We start from the raw sequence: 18,586 nt of genomic DNA on the forward strand, positions 1-18,586 counted from the left end.
CCAACGACAACCCCCGACGCTGACCATGACCACTCCCTCAACGCTCTACCAAAAGCTGGTGGCATCGCACACCGTGGCCGTTCTGGACGAACAGAACGTTCTGCTGTTCTGCGACCTGCACCTGATGAACGAATACACCAGCCCCCAGGCCTTTGCCGGCCTGCACGAGGCCGGGCGCGGCGTGCCCGTGCCGGGGCAGAACGTGGCGGTGGTGAGCCACATCATCCCCACGCACCCGGTGCGCTGGCGCACCATCCAGGACCCGCCTTCGGCCCTGCAGGCCAGCAACCTCAAGGCCAACTGCGACCGCCACGGCATCCCGCTGTTCGACACCAACGACCCGCTGCAGGGCATCGAGCACGTGATCGCGCCCGAGCACGGCATGGTGCGCCCGGGCATGGTCATCATCTGCGGTGACAGCCACACCACCACGTACGGCGCGCTGGGCGCGCTGGGCTTCGGCATCGGCACGTCGGAGGTCGAGCACGTGCTGGCCACCCAGACCCTGGTCTACCGCCTCGCCAAGGACATGCGCATCCGCGTGGACGGCACGCTGCCCAGGGGCACCACGGCCAAGGACCTGATCCTCATGGTCATCAGCCGCATCGGCGCGCAGGGCGCACGGGGCTATGTGGTGGAGTTCTGCGGCAGCGCCATCGAAGCCCTGTCGGTGGAGGCGCGCTTCACGCTGTGCAACATGGCGGTGGAGGCGGGTGCGCGCGGTGCGCTGATCGCACCCGACGCCACCGCCATCGACTACGTGCTGGCCAAGGCCCCCGACATCACCGGCGGCGTGCGCACGCAGGCCCTGGCCTACTGGGCCACGCTGGGCAGCGACGCAGGCGCCGTGTTCGACGTGGAGCATGTGTTCGACGCCAGCGCCGTGGCCCCCTTCGTCACCTGGGGCACCAGCCCCGACCAGGCCATGGCCATCCACGCCACCGTGCCCCGGCCCGAGGACATCACCGACGCCGTGCAGCGCAGCAGCGCCGAGCAGGCCCTGCGCTACACGGCCCTGGCGGCAGGGCAGCCGCTGGCGGGCGTGCCGGTGCAGCATGTGTTCATCGGCTCGTGCACCAATGCGCGCATCGAGGACCTGCGCGAGGTGGACCGCATCGTCGGCACCCGCCACGTGGCCAGTGGCGTGCGCGCCATGGTCGTGCCCGGCTCGGGCGCCGTGAAGGCCCAGGCCGAGGCCGAGGGCATCGCCGCGCGCCTGGTGGCCGCGGGCTTCGAGTGGCGCCAGCCCGGCTGCTCCATGTGCCTGGCCATGAACGACGACGTGCTGGCCCCCGGCCAGCGCTGCGCCTCCACCACCAACCGCAATTTCGAGGGCCGCCAGGGCCGTGGCGCCATCACCCACCTGATGAGCCCGGCCATGGCCGCCGCCGCCGCCGTCACGGGCTGCATCACCGACGTAAGAACCCTGGAGGTGACCGCATGAGCGCCGACCACAACCACACCACCGTGCGCGGCCAGGCGGCCCTGCTCGACATCGCCAACCTCGACACCGATCAGATCATGCCCAAGCAGTTCCTGCGCGGCATCGACAAGTCGGGCCTGGCGCCGGGCCTGCTGTACGACCTGCGCTTTGACGGCGCCGGGCAGCCGCGCGAAGACTTCGTGCTCAACCAGCCGGCGTTTGCCGGCACCGATGTGCTGCTGGCCGGCAGCAACTACGGCTGCGGCTCCAGCCGCGAGCATGCCGTGTGGGGCATGCAGCAGTACGGCTTCCAGGCCGTGGTGGCGTCGAGCTTTGGCGAGATCTTCTACTCCAACGCCATGAACAACCGCCTGCTGCTGGCCATGGTGACCGAGGCCGATGCCCAGGCCTTCATGCGCGAGGCCCGTGCCACTAACGGTCCCTTGGCCATGGAGATCGACGTGGAACAGCGCCAGGTGCGCACGGCAGGGCACAGCGCACCGTTCACCATCTCCGAGCGGCACCGGCGCATGTTCCTCGACGGGCTGGATGTGATTGGAGCTTCGCTCACCTACCAGGCGCAGATCGATGCCTTTGCCCAGCGGCACTGGGCCGCGCAGCCCTGGGTGAAGGATGTCGCGCGGCGCACGCGCGAGCGGCTTGGGGCCGCCTCCGCGCAGGCCTGAACCGCCAGCGCCTTGGCGCCGCGGGGCACCTACTTGGCGGCGGGCTTGCCGGCCTGCGCCGCCTTCGCGGTCTTGTTGTAGACCTCCATCACCGTGGCGAAGTCGCGCTCGAAGTTGATGGGCAAGAAGGTGTCGTTGCCCGGCAGCAGCTGGCGCAGCTTGGGCGAGAAGCTGTAGCTGTACGAGCATTTCTTCACGCGCGCCTGCACCTCGGGCGACACGTCCTTGCCCAGGGTCCAGGTTTCGGTCATGAACGGCGGGCTTTCCCACAGCGTGCGGATGCTCGAACCCTTCACATCGCCCTTGACCACCATGCGCTGGTACAGGTCGCTGGCCACGGCGGCGGCGGGGTAGAAGCCGTGCATCACACCCGTCACCGAGCGCTCGTGGCCGTTGGAGAACACCACCTCGTAGTTCTGGTCCGGCACCAGGCCAATGGCCGGGAACAGCGCGCGCGGCGCCAGGTTGCCGGAGTTGGATGTGGGCGTGGTGTGCGCGATCTTCTTGCCCACCAGGTCCTGCGGCTTGGTGAACGGGCTGTCCACGCGCGCAATCAGGATCAGCTTGTACGAGTTGCGCTGCCCGCTGGCCTTGTTGCCCGGCACGCCAAACGGCGCGGGCTGGCCGGCGGCCACCAGCTGCGGCACCAGGCCGGGGTTCACCTGGGCCAGCTGGGCCTTGCCGGCGACCAGGCTGTCGATGAGGTCCTTCTCCCCCAGCACGTCGATGTTGGTGCTGCGTTCCAGCGACTCGCCCTGCAGGTTCTGCAGGTCGATGTTGCCGCAGCGCGCCAGATGATTGAAGTAGTCGCCCCACAGCAGCATGGTTTCGCTCTTGGCGTAGGTCTTGGGCATGGCCACCACCAGCTTCTCGCGCGTCCCGCTGAAGGCGGGGGATGGGGCCGTGGCTGCGGCGCGGACAGCGGCGGCGCGGGCCTGGGGTGTGGCGGCGGTGTCCGTCTGGGCGGCAACGGGGCCGAGCGTGAAGGTGGCGCAGAGCAAAAGCGCGCCAGAGCGTGCGTGAGAACGCATGGTGAATCTCCCTCGGGGTTTTGTGATGGTGGTGGCCCGCAGGCCAACCTGGCGGGGCCACGCACGGGTTGCGGGCCTGCCGGTGGCGTGCCGCGCGGCGCTGCCCGGCCGCGCGGCGGGCTGGCCGTCGAGTATGCATGAAGCTCCCGCGCGCCAAGGCAAGCGGCGGGTGCTGGAACCGTGGAGGCGCGTGGCGCCCACCGCATCCGTCCAACGGCCGTGCCGCTGAAGGACGGTGGTTGACATGGCGTCAAGTGCCAGGGCCCGGACGATGGACAACGCCGAGAGGGACGGTGCCCGCGAAGCCGGTAACAATTCGTGTACTTCCACCGCGAACCCACTCTCCCTACCGCCGCACCATGTCGCAAAACGCACACACCCTGCACCTGTTCTTCGAAGACGCGATCAAGCTCAAGACCGGCCAGCTGGTCTACCAGTACCTGGCCGCCGGCAATACCGAACAGGCGCAGCGCTGGGCCCAGAAACTGGGGGGCGCGGATCTGGCGGCGCTGTGGGACGAACAGTGGTTCAACCAGGAGGTCCTGGCCCAACGCACCCACCTGCTGCTGCGCTTTGACACCGGCACGCACGACGACCTTCCCTTGCGGGCGCTCGAAACACTGTTTGCCCACGGCCTGCAGTCGGCGGTGCTGGAGGTGTTCTACGACCAGGTGGGCGAAACCGAGCGCATGCACTTCGACAAGGGCCAGTGGGTCTCGCGCAAGGCGTTCTTCGAGGCCAACCCGCAGTGGCGCGCGGTGGTGGAGCCCGTGGACGAACCCGTGGCTGCCGGTGAGGCTGGCGAAGGGCCCGACGAGGAAGATGCCCACGCCCACTCCAAGGACCCGGGCAAGCCGGTCTCAGTGTCCAAGCTGCGCAAGCAGGAGGCCGAGCGCAGGAAGAAGGGCGAGGAAGCCGCGCAGGCCTTCATCGACATGGCCAAGGAAATGCACAAGACCGGCACCTCTCCCGTTCAGGGACTGATCGCGGTGCTGCTGCTGCGCGCCGGCTTCAAGGGGCTGCTGCAGGCCATCGCGTTCACGGTGGTCACCGTGCTGCTGTTCAAGGGCCTGTGGCTCTGGCTGGGGCTGGGCCTGGTGCTGGCCATCGTGCTGCCGCTGTACTACATGCTGAGCGAGTACAAGGACCTCCACGGGGATGGCGACGAGGACGGCGACCCGGACAAAGACGCCGACGACGACAGCGAAGATGGCGGCGAGAGCGAGGGCCGTGGTGGCGAAGCGCCGCAGGGCGGCAACGCCGGCAAGTCCAGCCATTGAATCCGAGGGAGACACACAAAATGCTGACACAGATCGAATGGTGGGGCGGGCTGATCTTCGTGCTGGGCGCGATCACCTACAAGCTCGTGATGGGCGCGCTGGAAAAGAAGGACGATGGCATCCATTGGTACCGGCTTCAGATGCACGCCTTCTTCCTGCTGCCCGCCGTGGTGCTGGCCGCGTATTTCTATCCGCTGGACAGCCCGTGGCTGCGGTACGGCTACCTGGGCGTGCTGGGTGTCTCGCTGCTGGTGGTGCTGGTGATGCTGGTGCAGGAGATCACGGGCGACGCACCCGGGGACGATGCGGAGAAGGCCGCCACGCTCGACACAGTCAAGGGGGAGGGGGGAGAGGAAAAGAAAAAGCAGACCGAAAACGAGGAGGATGAAACCGGCTGGCTGACGGCGGTGCTGGGGGCCCTGGTGCTCTACAGCCCGGTGCTCGCGGCTTGTGGCCTGGGTTGCTACAAGGCCTGGCCCCTGGTGCAGGCGCTCTGGTAGCGCGGCCTGCGCGGGCAACGCCGGAAGGTGCCGGGTGCTGGACGGCACCGGCACGCATCACAATCCGTGCCAGCCAGCCACCGACTTCTTTTCGTTTGTGTTCTTTCCAAAGCCCTCTCACCGCGCGGCGCGCAGAGTGCCCACCCCCACAGCCATGGCCCACGATTCCTTTCCGGAGCTTCTCTCGCTCTACATGCGGCGCATTCGCGCCAGCGCCTCCGGCGTGGCCACCGAGATCGGCCTGAGCCGCGAGGCCGTGAACAACTGGCGCAACGGCCTGTCGGCGCCCAACCCCCGCTCGCGAGAAAAACTGGTGGCCTGCACCCGCTACCTGCGCCTGACGGAAACCGAGGCCAACCGCCTGCTCAGCGCCGCCGGCTTCGAGCCCGAGTTTCCGCTGCAGGCCGAGTCGGCGGGCGCGGCGCAGCCCTTCGCTGCCTTCCAGGACCGGCTGTTTGCCCAGCTGGCGCAGGCCGTGCCGTATCCCATCTCGCTGCTGCTGTCGCCCGCCCACTGGGGCCAGCCGCCGTTCAGGCAAGAGCTGCTGCAGCGCGCCAAGGCGCAGTACGGCGAAGGCGCGGTGCTGCACATCCAGCCGCCCTACAGCGTGAGCACCGTGCCGGCCGAGTACTTCGCCGCCATTGGCCGCCAGTGCGGGCTTGGCGATGTGGCGTCCGACTACGAATTCGAATCCGCGCTGGAGCGCCGCCTGCTGGCGGGCGAGCGCCTGTTCTGCCTGGTCAGCCGTTTCGAGCAGGGCACCCCCGAACTGCGCGAAACCCTGGCGGGCATCCTGCGCAGCCTGAGCGAGATGCACAGCGGACGGCTGCACCTGCTGCTGTGCGGCGGCGAGGCGCTGGCCGACCTCAAATACCGCAGCGGCGACCTGTCGCTGCTCAACATCGCGCAGGTCAACCACTGGCCCGATCCGTCGCTGGAAGACCTCACCCAGCTGGCGCGCCACCGCTGGCCCGAGCAGGCCTGGCCCCAGCCGGTGCTGGCGGCCCTGCAGGAGATCAGCGGTGGACACCCCGCGCTGTTCGAGGAAGGCCTGCAGTGGCTGGTGGACCAGGGAGCGGGCGGCGGCCTGCAGGGCGCGCAGGCAGACCGCGCCGCGCTGCGCACCCACCTGGCCAGCAGCCCGCGCCTGTGGCAGACCCTGCTGCCCCTCGCGCAGGCACCGGCCACCCGGCAACGGCTGGCGCAGCTGCTGCAGGCCGATGAGCTGGGCCGCGCGCGCCCCTACCTGCAGGACGACGAGCTGCGCCGCCTGTTCTGGGGCAACCTCATCCATGTGCGCGGCACGGGCGAGGCCGCGCGGCTGCACTGGCGCAGCCCCACCATCCGCGACGCGGGCCTCATGGTGCTGGACTCGTGTTCGTCGGCCGCATGAGCCCGCTGCTGTCCAGGTCCGTGGTCCGCGCGGTGGTGATCGCGGCCATCACGCTGTTCGTGGGCAGCGCGCTGCTCACGCCCAAGCTCAACCCGGCCACGCGCGGCTCCGTGCTGGGGGCCGAGAACGCGGGCATCGTCTGGGGCGAGCTGGTGCAGTGGCGCGTGGCGATGATGCAGGCGCACAACGAGCTGGACGCCTGGCCCGAGGACATCCGCACACATGCGCCGCGCATCGGCAACCCGCAGTTGCGCGTCACGTCGCCCCGGCCCTACGTGCTGCAGGCCGACATCGCCCACAACCCCGAACTGGGCAAGCTCGCGGGCACCCAGGTGGTGGTGGAGCTCAAGCCCGGCACGACCACCTGGAGCTGCCGCCCCGGGCGCCCGCCCATTCCCCTGGGCTATCTGCCCATCAACTGCCTGGAGGGGCAGGCCGACGACTTCACGCCCGTGCCGCCGTCCGAGCGCGACCCGTTCGAAGGCCTGCGCAAGCTCATCTACTGGTGCGCCGCCATCTTCGCCGTGGGCGCGGTGGTCTGGGTCGCGCGCCACCCCCTGCTCGGGCCTTCGCAGCTGCAGCCTGCGCGCCTTCGCCGCACCCCGCTTGCGCGGCTGCCCCGTCTGGACCGGCTGCTGGGCTGGACCGGGCGGCGGGAGTCCACGCTGCTCGCGGCCGACATCCGCCCGGTGGACTGGCGCCGCGCGGTGCTGTGCGCGCAGCCCGGCGCGGCAGAGGGTGCGGGGGGCCTCGTGCGCGCGATGGCCGAGCGGGTTTCCGCCCGCAGCCAGCCCAGCACCGACTGGGCGCTGCCGGGGCTGGTGTTCGAGTGGCAGTTCCCGCCGGACCTGCCCGTGTCGCTGGACCGCTGCCTGGTCTTCGTGCCCACGCCCGGCGTGGACGAGGCCGCCGTGCTGCGCCAGCTGCGCGCCGCGCAGACCGGCAGCGACGTGCTGCTGATCCTGAGCGGGCACAGCGTGGACGCGCCGATGCCCCTGCTGCAGGCCCATGCCGATGACCGCGCCAACCTGCACGTGATGGTGGACAGCGCCAGCCAGACCGAATGGCTGGTGGGCGGCGAGGCCCTGCAGGTGCTGCTGCGCCTGCTGGCCGCGCAACTGCGCATCACCCGCATCTCGCCATACCAGACGCGCGGTGGCGTGACGCGGGAGGGCTCCTTCTTCGGCCGCGCCCAGCTGCTGGCCCGCGTGGTCAACCGCGAACCCGCCAACTACCTGGTGGTGGGCGGGCGCCAGCTGGGCAAGAGCAGCCTGCTCAAGGCCGTGCAGCGCCGCCTGCAGGGCCACCCGCACACCGTGTGCCACTACGTCTCGCTGCGCGACCACCGCCTGGCGCCGCGCATGGCGCTGCAGTTCGGCCTGCCGGCGGACACGCCGCTCGAAGCCATCGTGGACCACCTCCAGGCGCAGTACGCGGGCAAGCGCCTGTATTTGCTGATCGACGAAGCCGACCTCTTTTTCCGCGACGAGTCGAACAGCGGCTACGCCCAGTTGTCCACGCTGCGCGCGCTCAGCGAGGAAGGGCGCTGCTGGTTCATGCTGGCGGGCTTCTGGGACCTGTACGCCACCGCCGTGCTCGACTACCAGAGCCCCCTGCGCAACTTTGGCGAGGTGCTGGCCATCGGCGGGCTGGAGCGCGCCGCCTGCCGCGAGCTGGCCACCGAGCCGCTGCGCCGCCTGCGCCTGGGTTTTGGCAGCGACACGCTGGTGGAAAAGCTCGTGGACGCCAGCGGCCAGCGCGCCAACCTCGTGGCCATCCTGTGCCAGGAATGCCTGGAGGCCCTGCAACCCGGCGAGCGCGCCATCGAGGCGCGCCACCTCGCGCAGGCCCTTGCCTCGCAGCCCGTGCAGGACGCACTGGCCGGCTGGGGGCGCCTGAGCCAGGACGAGGCCGCCTGCCGCCTGGACCGCGTGGTGGTCTACCACACGGCCCAGGCCGGGCAGACCAGCCTGGTGGCCCTGGCCCAGCTGCTGCAAGGCCACGGCATCACGGCCGACGCGCAGGCGCTGCGCCAGTCGCTGGCACGCCTGCAGCTGGCCTATGTGCTGCGCAGGCAGGATGCCGCGTACCGCTTTGCCATCCCGCTGCTGAGAGACCAGTTCGAGCCCACGGAGGTGGAGCTGTTGCTGCGCCAGGAGCTGGCCGTGCTGGCGCGGTGCGAGGCGAACGCGGGGGGAACATAGGCCCATGCCCTGCCAGAAAGTCTCCATCAGGCAGAAAATGCGGATACAGCGGCCTGTGCGCCGCATTTCCGCGGAGGTATATCCCGTGCCCATCCACCTCGATCACCTGATGGTCCCCGCGCGCGACAGGATCGCGGCCGCCCGGCTGCTGGCCGACCTGCTGGGCGTGCCCTGGTCCGACACCGGCGTGGGGCCGTTTGCGCCCGTGTTCGTGAACGATGGCTTCACCATCGATTTCGACGAATGGCCCGAGCCCATACCGCCCATCCACTACTGCTTTCGAGTGGGCGATGCAGAGTTCGATGCCATCCTCGCGCGCATTCAGGCTGGGGGCATTCCGTACCGCAGCGCCGTGCACGGCCCCGTGGACGGGCAGGTGGACACGGCCCACGGCGGCCGCATCGTCTACTGGAACGAGCCTGATGGGCACCAGTGGGAGATGCTGACCTTGAGCTATGCGCGTGCTGCGGCGGCTTGAGGCGTCTATTTTCAAGGCAAGTTGGCCACCAGCTATTAATGGATAAGCGCTGATAGCTATCAAATTAATAGTAATTGCCGCCTCTGATTCAAGGCCGCTGCACCATCACCAGCGCATACAGCGCCTGCGCCGCCACCGACAGGCTCTCGTCGCGCCGCCGCACCAGGTAGATCTGCCGTGTCAGCCCGGGCAGCGACAACGGCCGCGTGACCAGCCCCGGCTGCTCGAAGTGAAACAGCGTGAGCGCCGGCACCACGCTAATGCCCAGCCCCGCGCGCACCATGCCCATCACGGTGGCCAGTTGCTCCACCTCCATCAGCGTGTGCATGGCCTGCGGGTGCAGGGCCGCCTCCAGGTACTGGCGCACGCTGCTGGTGCGCGCCAGGTGGATGAAGGGCCAGGCGGCCAGGTCCTGCGCGGTGATGGCCTTGCGCCTGCGCGCCAGCGGGTGGTCGGCGGGGCACACCAGATAGAAGTCATCGCTGCAGAACGGCTCGGCCTGCAGCGCGGGGGTGTCGGCGCGGATGGCGGCCAGTGCAAAGTCGGCATGGCCGCTGGCCACGCGCTCGATGCAGGGTTCGGACAGTACGTCGGCAATGTCGATCTCGATGCCCGGGTGCGCCGCGCGGTACTGCGCCAGCACGCCCGGCAGCCAACCCGCGGCCAGCGAGGGCAGCAGCGCCACGGCCACGCGCCCGCGCTGCAGCGTGGCCGTGTCGCGCACGGCGGCCAGGGCGCTGGTGATTTCGGCGCGGATGCGGCGGGCCGACTCCAGGAAGTTCTGCCCCTCGGGCGTGAGGTCCACATGCCGTGTGCTGCGGTCGAACAGGCGCAGGCCCAGGTCGTCCTCCAGTGCGCGGATGAGGGCGCTGAACGCGGGCTGTGACAAGTGGCACAACGTGGCGGCGCGGGTGAAGCTGCGCTGCTCGGCCAGCGCAAGGAAGGCGTCTAACTGGCGGCTGGAGAGGTGAGGGGCGCTCATGGTGGGGCTGAATGATTCATCTGCATATCAGATGGATTCATCAGAACAATCGATTTCACAGAATACAGCCATGTTCCTACATTCATGGTCAGGAGACAACGGATTCATGCCGAACGACCAAAAAACCAAACTGCTGGTGGGCTGCGCCGCCGGCTTCTCGGGTGACCGCACCGACGCGGCCTTGCCCGTGGTGCAGGCGCTCATCGCCAGCGGCCAGCCTGCGGTGCTCATCTTCGAGACCCTCGCCGAGCGCACACTGGCCCTGGCGCAACTGGCGCGCCGCACTGACCCGGATGCAGGTTATGAACCCCTGCTGGTGGACCTGCTGCGCCCCGTGCTGTCGCAGTGCCTGGCGCACGGCGTGCGCATCGTCAGCAACTTTGGCGCCGCCAACCCGCACGGCGCCGCGCGCCGCATCCACGCCCTGGCGGCCGAGCTGGGCCTGGCCTCCCCGCGCATTGCCGTACTGCAGGGCGACGACCTGAGCGGACCCGAGCACCGCGCGCTGCTGCAAGGCGCCTTGGGTGACGCCATGCCCACGGAGCCCATCGTCAGCGCCAACGCCTACATCGGCGCGCAGGCCATTGCCGACGCGCTGCGCGCAGGCGCCGATATCGTGGTGTGTGGCCGTGTGGCCGACCCGTCGCTCGTGCTGGGCCCGGCGCTGGCGCATTACGGCTGGGCCCCGGACGACTGGGACCGCCTGGCCCGCGCCACCATGGCCGGGCACCTGCTTGAATGCGGCGCGCAGGTCACGGGCGGCTACTTTGCCGACCCTGGCTACAAGGATGTACAAGGCTTGGCGCAACTGGGCTATCCCATCGCCGAGATCGATGCCGACGGCCACTGCACCATCACCAAGCCGTCCGGCACCGGGGGGCGCATCGACGAGCGCACCGTCAAGGAGCAACTGCTGTACGAGCTGCACGACCCTGCGGCCTACCTCACGCCCGACGTGGTGGCCGATATCACCCAGGCCCGCGTGCAGGCCGTGGGCACCGACGCCGTGCGGCTGGAAGGCGTGCAGGGCCATGCCCGGCCCGCCACGCTCAAGGTCAACGTGTGCTTTGAATCCGGCTGGTTCGCCGAGGGGGAAATCTCCTACGCCGGCCCGCGCGCCGAAGCCCGCGCGCGCCTGGCGGGCGAGGTGCTGCGCGAGCGATTGAGCGGCCTGGGCCCGCTGCGCATCGACCTGATCGGCGTGACCAGCATCTTCGGCGACGACACCAGCCGGTGGCTGGACGCCCCTGCAGACGCAGGTGCCCACGCCCGCGATGTGCGCCTGCGCGTGGCCCTGCAGCACCGCGACCACGCCAGCGCCCAGCGCCTTGTGCGCGAGGTGACCGCGCTCTACACCTGCGGGCCTGCAGGCGGTGGTGGCGTGCGCACCGCCATGCGCCCGCGCCTGGGCACTGTGTCGTGCCTGGTGCCGCGCGATGCGGTGGCCGTGCGTTTTGAGATGGTGGATTGAGGAGTACCCACACCATGACAACCACCATCACCGTTCCGCTTTATCGAGTTGCTCATAGCCGCACCGGCGACAAGGGCAACCGCTCCAACATCAGCGTCATCGCCTGGCACCCCGCGCTGTGGGCCGTGCTGGTCGATCAGGTCACCGAAGCGGCGGTAGCGCAGCAATTCGCGCAGCGCCGCCCACGCCAGGTTACGCGTTACCTGCTGCCCCAGTTGCAGGCCATGAACATCGTTCTGGACGACGTGCTCGACGGTGGCGTGAACGACGCGCTCAACCTCGACAGCCACGGCAAGGCGCTGAGCTACCTGCTGCTCGATATGCCCGTCACCGTGCCCGCGCACCTCGCGCCGCACTTTGGCGGTCCCACGGCCTAGGGCCTGTTCACACTATTTTTGCCAGATGCGTTGCGAAGCAAACAGGCCAGGCGCTAGGCGCCAAACGAAGCTGGGGTGCGGCCCCAGCGAGGATTGGCAACACAGCGGATGGCCTGTTTGCTTCGCAAGCCGAAGGGAAGGCAACCCCAGCCACGCCACTCGTCGTTGCGTTCCTAGCCAAGGCCCCGGCCTTGGCGTCGTCACGCGCCTAGATTGGCGTGGCTGGGGCTGCCTTCGCAATGGCAAAAATAGTGTGAACAGGCCCTAGACCTCCCCTTTCGCTTTTCCATCCATACCAACACCAGGAGACAACATGACCCATTCATCCCCCCGCCGCGCTCTGCTCGCCACTGCCGCCGTAATGGCGCTGTGCGCATTGCACGCCCCTGCTGCGCTGGCCCAGGCGGCCGGTGCCTACCCCGCCAAACCCATCACCTTCGTCGTGCCATTCGCGGCCGGCAGCGCCACCGACCAGCTGGCGCGCGCGCTGGGCCAGTCCATCACCACTGACACCAAGCAGGCGGTGGTCATCGACAACAAGGCGGGCGCCAGCGGCATGATCGCGGCGTCGGCCGTGGCCAAGGCTGCGGCGGACGGCTACAGCGTGCTCATCACCACCAACACCACACACGCCGCCAACGAGCACCTGTACAAAAAGCTCTCGTACGACCCGGTGAAGGACTTCGCGCCCGTGACGGGCCTGGGCAAGGGCGGGCAGGTGCTGGTGGTCAACGCCAGCGCGCCGTACAAGAACGTGGGCGAGCTGCTGGCCTTTGCCAAGAAGAACCCCGGCAAGCTCAGCTTCGGCAGCGGCAGCTCATCGAGCCGCATGGCGGGCGAGATGCTCAAGCAACTGGCGGCGGTGGACATCCTGCACGTGCCCTACAAGAGCAATCCGCTGGCCATCACTGACCTGCTGGGCGGGCAGATCGACCTGATGATCACCGACACCTCCACCGGCGTGCCCCAGGTCAAGGCGGGCAAGCTGCGGGCCCTGGGCTACTCCACCCAAAAGCGCAGCGCCCAATTGCCCGATGTGCCCACGCTGGACGAAGCCGGTGTGAAGGGCTACGACATGGGCTACTGGTTTGCTGCCTACGTACCGGCGGGCACGCCCGCGCCGGTGGTGGCGCGCCTCAACGAGCTGCTGACCGCCGCCACCAAGAGCGCCGCGGCCAAGAGCTTCTATGACAACGCCGGCTCCGAAGCCTGGACGACCACGCCGGATGAACTCGCCAAGTTCCAGGCCGCCGAAACCCAGAAGTGGGGCAAGGTGATCAAGGCCGCCGGTATCGAGGCCGAATAAGCCACCGGCCCACCCACAGGCTCACCCACCGGGCCGTTTCATTCCTTTTTTGCTTCTCGCAGCCTGCCTTTGCCGGCAGGTCTGGGCGAAGCCTTGCCCGCGCGCGGCGCAACAGACGCTGCCGTTTTGTTCCAGAGCCGTTCCAGCGGCCCGCACCACCATCCATCCAAGGAGACAGACACCATGAAACCTTTTCGTGCATTCGGAAAACTCGCGCTCACGGCCGCCGCTGCAGCCGCCATCACGGCCTGCGGGGGGTCCAGCAACGATGCGCCCAAGGGCCCCGCGCTCAAGCTGGCCATCACCGCCACCGAGGCCTTTCCGGGCACCTATGGCGCCGTGGGCGAATACGAGCGCGTGACCGGCACCATCAGCGGCGAGGTAGACCCCAAGGACCCCAAGAACGCCACCATCCAGGACCTGGCGCTTGCGCCCACCAATGCCAACGGCATGGTCGAGTACCAGACCGACTTCGTCATGCTCAAGCCCAGGAACATGGCCAAGGCCAGCGGCGTGCTGCGTTACGACGCACCCAACCGCGGCAACATCCTCACGATGCTCAACCCCACGGCCACGCCCAGCGATGCGGTGTACCTGGAGCGTGGCTACGTGATGCTGTATTCGGCCTGGCAGGGCGATGTGCCCAAAAGCACCGCCGCGCGCCTCACGGTGACGGTGCCCGTGGCCAAGAACAAGGACGGCAGCAGCATCACCGGCCCCTACCGTGCCGAGCTGGTGCCCACCGCTGCCAGCCCCGCGATGACGCTGCCCGGGGGCGTCTTCAACGGCACCATGATCCCGTACGAGCCCGCCAGCCTGGACAACACCCAGCCCGGCTACTCGCTCACCCGCCGCGCCAACGAGACCGATGCGCGCGTGTCCGTGCCCGCGAGCGACTGGAAGTTCGCCACCTGCGACACGGGCACCAACGCCTTCCCTGGCACGCCCAGCCCCACCAGCGTGTGCCTGAAGGGCGGGTTCGACCCAGCCTACCTGTACGAGCTGGTCTACGTCGCCAAGGACCCCAAGGTCATGGGCGTGGGCCTGGCCGCGTTGCGCGACACCGTGAGCTTCTTTCGCGGCAAGGCGGCCGATTCTGCGGGCACCCCCAACCCGCTGGCTGGCCGCATCACGCACACGCTGGGGCAGGGCACCTCGCAGTCGGGCAACGCTATGAAGACCTTTCTGCACCTGGGCTTCAACCAGGCGCTCGATGGCGGCAAGGTGTTCGACGGCATGTTCGCCCACGTGGCTGCGCGCCAGACGCACATCAACACCCGCTTTGCCGTGCCCGGTGGCGGCGGCGGCTTGCGCACCGACCACACCGCCTTCGGCCAGACGGCACCGCGCGGGCTGGACAAGGACTACCAGGACGACATCAGCGGCCGCCAGGGCGGGGTGATGAAGCGCTGCGCGGCCACCAACACCTGTCCCAAGTTCTTCCTGGGCCTGTCGGGCACCGAGTTCTGGCAGCTGCAGGGCTCGCCCGTGCTGACCGACGCCAACGGCACCAAGGACCTGGTCCAGCCCGAGAACGCGCGCATTTACTACTACGCCAGCACCCAGCACGGCGGGGCAGGGGGCACGGCCAGCATTGCCTATGCACCCACGCGCGCCACGTACCCCACGGGCACGGTGGTGCAGTTCAACGACACCTTCCGTGCGCTGTTCCTCAACCTGGAAGACTGGGTGGTGCGCGGCACGCAGCCGCCCGCCAGCCAAGTGCCCAAGCTGGCCGACGGCACGCTGGTGCGGCCCGAAGTGCTGGCCTTCCCGGCCATGAAGGGATTGACCTGGGCGGTGGGCGGCGTGCAGACCGCCATTCCTGACTTCAGCTACCGGGGCGTGTACAACAACTTCCCGCTGTTCGACTTCGGGCCGCAGTACATCCCGCAGGACGAATCGGGCATCGCCACCATCCTGCCCCCGCGCAACCTGGGCCGCGACTACGCCATCCTGGTGCCGCAGGTCGATGCGTCCACGGGCCTCACCCGCGCTGGTATCCGCAGCGTGGAAGCGCGTGCACCCTTGGGTACCAGCATCGAGTTCAACTACGTCGCCACGCCCGGCATCACCGACCTGGCCAACCTCACGGGCAGCTTCATTCCCTTTCACAAGACGCGGGCCGCGCGGCTGGCGGCGGGCGATGCGCGGCCGTCGCTGGAAGAGCTGTACGGCACACAAGACGGCTACGTGACGGCCGTGACCGAGGCCGCCAACACACTGGTCGCGCAGCGCCTGCTGCTGCAGCGCGATGCGGACCTGCAGATTGCGCGTGCGAAGGCGGCTGCAGTGCTGCCGTGAGGTGATGAGGCCGGGGAGCGGGGGCGGGCGGTAGGTCTGGTGCTGCCATGCTGCTGGGCGATGGCCCCCTCTCCCCAGCCCCTCTCCCGCAAGAGCGAAGGGCGAGGGGCGAGGGGCGAGGGGCAAGAATGCCGCCGTGCGTTCGAGCTCCACGCGAAAATCAAGCAAAAACAGCCTGCAGCGCTTGATCCGCCAGTGTCAATAGCTATCAAAAAAGTAGCGTTTTATCTAGCCGGCGCACTGCTGCCACGGCACACCTTCAAACCGCAGCACCAAAAAATCCAGCAGCGCCCGCACCGCGGGCGACAGGTGCCTGCGCGACGGGTACAGCGCATGGATCGTCATCACCGGCAAGCTCCATGCAGGCAGCACCGCCTGCAGCTCGCCGCGGTGCAGGTAGGGGTTGACCAGGTAGGTGGGCTGCAGCGCGATGCCGCCGCCCGCCAGCGCGGCGCGCATGAGGGTGGTGGCCTCGTTGGCGCTGAAGTGGCCTGAGACGCCCACGCGCTCCGTCTCTCCATCGCGGGTCAGCGTCCATACGCTCTTGCCAAAGTTGGCATAGCTCAGGCAGCGGTGCTGCGCCAGGTCGGCGGGCACCTGCGGTGTGCCATGCGCGGCCAGGTACGTGGGCGATGCCACCAGCACCGAATCGCAGCGCGCCAGGGGGCGACCGATGAGCAGCGGGTCGGGCTCGGCGCTGATGCGGATGGCCAGGTCGATGCGTTTTTCCACCAGGTTCAACGAGCCCTCGCTCGCGTCCAGATCAATCTTGAGCAGCGGGTGCTGGGCCAGAAAATCCGCAATCGCCGCGCCCATCTGCGCGAACGCGAACGACACGCTGCAGGTGATGCGCAGCTGCCCGCGCAGCGCGCCCTCGGTGGTGGTGGCGGTTTCTTCCTCCAGGTCCAGCGACAGCGCCAGCATCTGCTGGCAACGGCGCAGGCAGTGCTCGCCGGCGTCGGTCAGCGTCACGCTGCGGGTGGTGCGCTGCAAGAGCCGCGCCTGCAGCCACTGCTCCATCTCGCCCACATAGCGCGTGACCATGGCGCGCGACATCTCCAGCCGGTCGGCCGTGGCGCTGAAGCTGCCGCTGGTGGCCACTTCCACAAACACCCGCATGGCGGTCAGGCGGTCCATATTTGCTCTATTGGTGCAACAAATATGCGCATTTTATGGGGTTTATTGGATCGATTGGCGCAAATAAACTTCGCTTCGACATCAACGCCAACCCCTCACAACCCCTTCAACACACTGGAGAAACCGCCATGTTCCGCACCACCCTCATCGCCGCCACCCTCGCCGTCGCCTTCACTGGCGCCCAGGCTGCCCAGCCTCTGCAGGTCAAGGTCTACAACGCCGACGGCAACAGCTTCAACGTCAACTCCACCCTGGTCTATGGCGAGAAGGAAGCCATGGTCATCGACGCCGGCTTCACCCGCGCCGACGCGCTGCGCATTGCCGCCAACGTGCTCGACACCGGCAAGGAGCTGAAAACCATCTACGTGAGCCAGGCCGACCCCGACTACTACTTCGGCGTGGAAACGCTGAAGGAAATCTTCCCCAGGGCCGACGTGGTGACCACGCCCGCCGTGCTGGAGAAGATCAACGCCAAGCTGGCCACCAAGCTCTCGTTCTGGGGCCCCAAGATGGGCGCCAACGCACCGCGCACGCCCGTGCTGCCCAAGGCCCTTGCGGGCAACACGCTGAACGTGGACGGCCAGGCGGTCGAGATCCGTGGCACCACGGGCCTGCTGGCGCACCGCCCGTATGCGTGGATCCCGTCCATCAAGGCCGTCGTGGGCAACATCGCGGTGTCGGGCTCCAACACCCATGTGTGGACGGCCGATACGCAAACCGTGGCCGAGCGCAGCGCCTGGGTGGCCCAGCTCGACGAAATGGCCGCCCTGCAGCCCACCGTGGTCGTGCCCGGCCACATGCCCGCCGGTGGCACGCTCGATGCTGCCAACATCACCTACACCAAGGGCTACCTGCAGGCCTTCGAGAAGCATGCCGCGGCCACCAAGACCAGCGCCGAACTCATCGACGCGATGAAGAAGGCCTACCCCGCCGCGCCCATGGGCCTGTCGCTGGACATCGGCGCCAAGGTCAACAAGGGCGAGATGAAGTGGTAAGCCACCCACCGGCTGGCCTGCAACCCTCTGAGGGGGCATGCAGGCAGCCACTGTTTGTTTGAAAGGAACCAGATCGTGACCTCGCACCCTCTCCAGCCCATCCTGCAGCACCTGCACGCCGGCCGCTGGAACGCGGCGCACGACCTGGTGCAGCACGACGGCTCGATGCTGGCGGCCTGGCTGCACGGCATCCTGCATCTGCAGGAAGGCGACCTAGAAGACGCCGAGAACTGGTACGACCGGGCCGGCCGCCATTTCCGCAGCCGGGGCACGCTGGCTGAAGAGCTGGCGCTTTTCGAGGCCGCGCTTGCCACCTCCGCACATCCCCCCACCCACCCTGAAAGCCCCTGATCCATGTTCGCCATCTCCGTGACCTATCTGTTCGACCCCCTGTGCGGCTGGTGCTACGCCGCCGCTCCCGCGCTGAAACACCTGCAGGGCGTGGACGGCGTCCAGGTCTCGCTCGCGCCCACGGGCCTGTTTGCAGGCGCTGGCGCACGGCCCATGGACGCGGAATTCGCCGCCTATGCATGGAGCAACGACCAGCGCATCCAGCAGCTCACAGGGCAGCCTTTCACGCAGGCCTATCGCGACCACATTCTGGGCGCGGCGGATGGCCGCTTCGATTCGGGCCCCGCCACGCTGGCGCTGACCGCCGTGGCCCGGACCGCGCCCGGGCGCGAGCTGGAGGCACTGCACGCGCTGCAGCACGCCCGCTACGTGGACGGCCGCGATACCGCCGAACCCGGGGTGCTGGCCGATGTGCTCACCGCCCTGGGCTTGAGCGACGCCGCCGCGCTCACACGGGGGCCCGATGCGGCGGCACTGCGCAAGCTGCTGGCCGAGCGCGTGGCCCAGGCCCAGTCCATGCTGCGCGCCGTGGGCGCGCGGGGTGTGCCGCAACTGGTGGTCGCGGGGCAGGGCGGTGCGCTGCGCCTGCTCGGTGGCGATGCGCTGCTGGGGCCGCGTGAGCGGTTGGTTGATCTGGTGCGGGCGGCTGCCGCGGCCTGATGGCCGCC

General features: G+C 68.7%; 17 protein-coding genes. 14 read left to right on the forward strand and 3 right to left on the reverse strand.

The window, feature by feature from the left end:
- Window positions 1-25: 25 nt before the first annotated feature.
- Window positions 26-1,444, forward strand: coding sequence for a 3-isopropylmalate dehydratase large subunit (leuC, locus tag KW843_RS06955; RefSeq protein ID WP_218294310.1), 1,419 nt, complete (start codon window positions 26-28; stop codon window positions 1,442-1,444).
- Window positions 1,441-2,109 (forward strand): 3-isopropylmalate dehydratase small subunit, encoded by a 669-nt coding sequence (gene leuD, locus KW843_RS06960; protein ID WP_218294311.1) that lies wholly within the window; start codon window positions 1,441-1,443, stop codon window positions 2,107-2,109. Before leuC ends, leuD begins: the two co-directional genes overlap by 4 nt.
- A 29-nt stretch (window positions 2,110-2,138) precedes the next feature.
- Here leuD and KW843_RS06965 read toward each other — a convergent pair whose 3' ends face one another.
- Entirely contained in the window at window positions 2,139-3,140 is a 1,002-nt protein-coding gene (locus KW843_RS06965) for a PhnD/SsuA/transferrin family substrate-binding protein (protein ID WP_218294312.1), read from the reverse strand.
- Window positions 3,141-3,499: 359 nt separating this feature from the next.
- Between KW843_RS06965 and KW843_RS06970 the strand changes: the two genes are divergently transcribed.
- The 5 genes from KW843_RS06970 (at window position 3,500) to KW843_RS06990 (ending at window position 8,995) form a co-directional block, all read left to right on the forward strand.
- A complete protein-coding gene (locus KW843_RS06970; protein ID WP_218294313.1) occupies window positions 3,500-4,420 on the forward strand; it encodes a hypothetical protein in 921 nt (306 codons plus the stop codon).
- A 20-nt stretch (window positions 4,421-4,440) separates the two neighbouring features.
- Window positions 4,441-4,920, forward strand: a complete 480-nt coding sequence (locus KW843_RS06975) for a hypothetical protein (RefSeq protein WP_218294314.1) — start codon at window positions 4,441-4,443, stop codon at window positions 4,918-4,920.
- 154 nt (window positions 4,921-5,074) lie between these two features.
- Window positions 5,075-6,313 (forward strand): hypothetical protein, encoded by a 1,239-nt coding sequence (locus tag KW843_RS06980; RefSeq protein WP_218294315.1) that lies wholly within the window; start codon window positions 5,075-5,077, stop codon window positions 6,311-6,313.
- On the forward strand, window positions 6,310-8,517 hold the full coding sequence (locus KW843_RS06985) for an AAA family ATPase (RefSeq protein ID WP_218294316.1): 2,208 nt from the start codon (window positions 6,310-6,312) through the stop codon (window positions 8,515-8,517). Before KW843_RS06980 ends, KW843_RS06985 begins: the two co-directional genes overlap by 4 nt.
- An 85-nt stretch (window positions 8,518-8,602) precedes the next feature.
- The gene (locus tag KW843_RS06990) at window positions 8,603-8,995 is read left to right on the forward strand and encodes a VOC family protein (RefSeq protein ID WP_218294317.1); all 393 of its coding nucleotides are present in this window, start codon (window positions 8,603-8,605) and stop codon (window positions 8,993-8,995) included.
- A gap of 88 nt (window positions 8,996-9,083) precedes the next feature.
- Here KW843_RS06990 and KW843_RS06995 read toward each other — a convergent pair whose 3' ends face one another.
- Window positions 9,084-9,977, reverse strand: coding sequence for a LysR family transcriptional regulator (locus KW843_RS06995; RefSeq protein WP_218294318.1), 894 nt, complete (start codon window positions 9,975-9,977; stop codon window positions 9,084-9,086).
- Between the two features lie 106 nt (window positions 9,978-10,083).
- Here KW843_RS06995 and KW843_RS07000 point away from each other — a divergent pair, with 106 nt between their 5' ends.
- The 4 genes from KW843_RS07000 (at window position 10,084) to KW843_RS07015 (ending at window position 15,435) form a co-directional block, all read left to right on the forward strand.
- Entirely contained in the window at window positions 10,084-11,448 is a 1,365-nt protein-coding gene (locus KW843_RS07000; RefSeq protein WP_218294319.1) for an acyclic terpene utilization AtuA family protein, read from the forward strand.
- Between the two features lie 14 nt (window positions 11,449-11,462).
- Window positions 11,463-11,825 (forward strand): hypothetical protein, encoded by a 363-nt coding sequence (locus tag KW843_RS07005; RefSeq protein WP_218294320.1) that lies wholly within the window; start codon window positions 11,463-11,465, stop codon window positions 11,823-11,825.
- A 313-nt stretch (window positions 11,826-12,138) separates the two neighbouring features.
- Window positions 12,139-13,131, forward strand: coding sequence for a tripartite tricarboxylate transporter substrate binding protein (locus tag KW843_RS07010; RefSeq protein ID WP_218294321.1), 993 nt, complete (start codon window positions 12,139-12,141; stop codon window positions 13,129-13,131).
- A gap of 183 nt (window positions 13,132-13,314) precedes the next feature.
- A complete protein-coding gene (locus tag KW843_RS07015; protein WP_218294322.1) occupies window positions 13,315-15,435 on the forward strand; it encodes an alpha/beta hydrolase domain-containing protein in 2,121 nt (706 codons plus the stop codon).
- A 228-nt stretch (window positions 15,436-15,663) separates the two neighbouring features.
- Here KW843_RS07015 and KW843_RS07020 read toward each other — a convergent pair whose 3' ends face one another.
- The gene (locus tag KW843_RS07020; RefSeq protein ID WP_218294323.1) at window positions 15,664-16,572 is read right to left on the reverse strand and encodes a LysR family transcriptional regulator; all 909 of its coding nucleotides are present in this window, start codon (window positions 16,570-16,572) and stop codon (window positions 15,664-15,666) included.
- A gap of 128 nt (window positions 16,573-16,700) precedes the next feature.
- Here KW843_RS07020 and KW843_RS07025 point away from each other — a divergent pair, with 128 nt between their 5' ends.
- The 3 genes from KW843_RS07025 (at window position 16,701) to KW843_RS07035 (ending at window position 18,578) form a co-directional block, all read left to right on the forward strand.
- Window positions 16,701-17,567 carry an MBL fold metallo-hydrolase gene (locus tag KW843_RS07025; RefSeq protein WP_218294324.1) on the forward strand — a complete coding sequence of 289 codons (867 nt, stop codon included), beginning with the start codon at window positions 16,701-16,703 and terminating at the stop codon, window positions 17,565-17,567.
- Between the two features lie 75 nt (window positions 17,568-17,642).
- Window positions 17,643-17,918, forward strand: a complete 276-nt coding sequence (locus tag KW843_RS07030; protein WP_369642293.1) for a hypothetical protein — start codon at window positions 17,643-17,645, stop codon at window positions 17,916-17,918.
- 3 nt (window positions 17,919-17,921) lie between these two features.
- Window positions 17,922-18,578 (forward strand): DsbA family protein, encoded by a 657-nt coding sequence (locus tag KW843_RS07035; RefSeq protein WP_218294325.1) that lies wholly within the window; start codon window positions 17,922-17,924, stop codon window positions 18,576-18,578.
- The last annotated feature ends 8 nt before the right edge of the window (window positions 18,579-18,586 follow it).

This window comes from Acidovorax sp. sif1233, from assembly GCF_019218755.1.
In the GTDB taxonomy this organism is placed as follows: Bacteria; Pseudomonadota; Gammaproteobacteria; order Burkholderiales; family Burkholderiaceae_C; genus Acidovorax.

Bases quoted from the DNA above. Each gene is read 5' to 3' on its own strand.
- KW843_RS06970 (WP_218294313.1), top strand. From the start codon at position 3,500: ATGTCGCAAAACGCACACACCCTGCACCTGTTCTTCGAAGACGCGATC.
- leuC (WP_218294310.1), top strand. From the start codon at position 26: ATGACCACTCCCTCAACGCTCTACCAAAAGCTGGTGGCATCGCACACC.
- leuD (WP_218294311.1), top strand. From the start codon at position 1,441: ATGAGCGCCGACCACAACCACACCACCGTGCGCGGCCAGGCGGCCCTG.
- KW843_RS07000 (WP_218294319.1), top strand. From the start codon at position 10,084: ATGCCGAACGACCAAAAAACCAAACTGCTGGTGGGCTGCGCCGCCGGC.
- KW843_RS07005 (WP_218294320.1), top strand. From the start codon at position 11,463: ATGACAACCACCATCACCGTTCCGCTTTATCGAGTTGCTCATAGCCGC.
- KW843_RS07035 (WP_218294325.1), top strand. From the start codon at position 17,922: ATGTTCGCCATCTCCGTGACCTATCTGTTCGACCCCCTGTGCGGCTGG.
- KW843_RS06995 (WP_218294318.1), bottom strand. From the start codon at position 9,977: ATGAGCGCCCCTCACCTCTCCAGCCGCCAGTTAGACGCCTTCCTTGCG.
- KW843_RS06980 (WP_218294315.1), top strand. From the start codon at position 5,075: ATGGCCCACGATTCCTTTCCGGAGCTTCTCTCGCTCTACATGCGGCGC.
- KW843_RS07010 (WP_218294321.1), top strand. From the start codon at position 12,139: ATGACCCATTCATCCCCCCGCCGCGCTCTGCTCGCCACTGCCGCCGTA.
- KW843_RS06975 (WP_218294314.1), top strand. From the start codon at position 4,441: ATGCTGACACAGATCGAATGGTGGGGCGGGCTGATCTTCGTGCTGGGC.
- KW843_RS06965 (WP_218294312.1), bottom strand. From the start codon at position 3,140: ATGCGTTCTCACGCACGCTCTGGCGCGCTTTTGCTCTGCGCCACCTTC.
- KW843_RS07015 (WP_218294322.1), top strand. From the start codon at position 13,315: ATGAAACCTTTTCGTGCATTCGGAAAACTCGCGCTCACGGCCGCCGCT.
- KW843_RS06985 (WP_218294316.1), top strand. From the start codon at position 6,310: ATGAGCCCGCTGCTGTCCAGGTCCGTGGTCCGCGCGGTGGTGATCGCG.
- KW843_RS07025 (WP_218294324.1), top strand. From the start codon at position 16,701: ATGTTCCGCACCACCCTCATCGCCGCCACCCTCGCCGTCGCCTTCACT.
- KW843_RS07020 (WP_218294323.1), bottom strand. From the start codon at position 16,572: ATGGACCGCCTGACCGCCATGCGGGTGTTTGTGGAAGTGGCCACCAGC.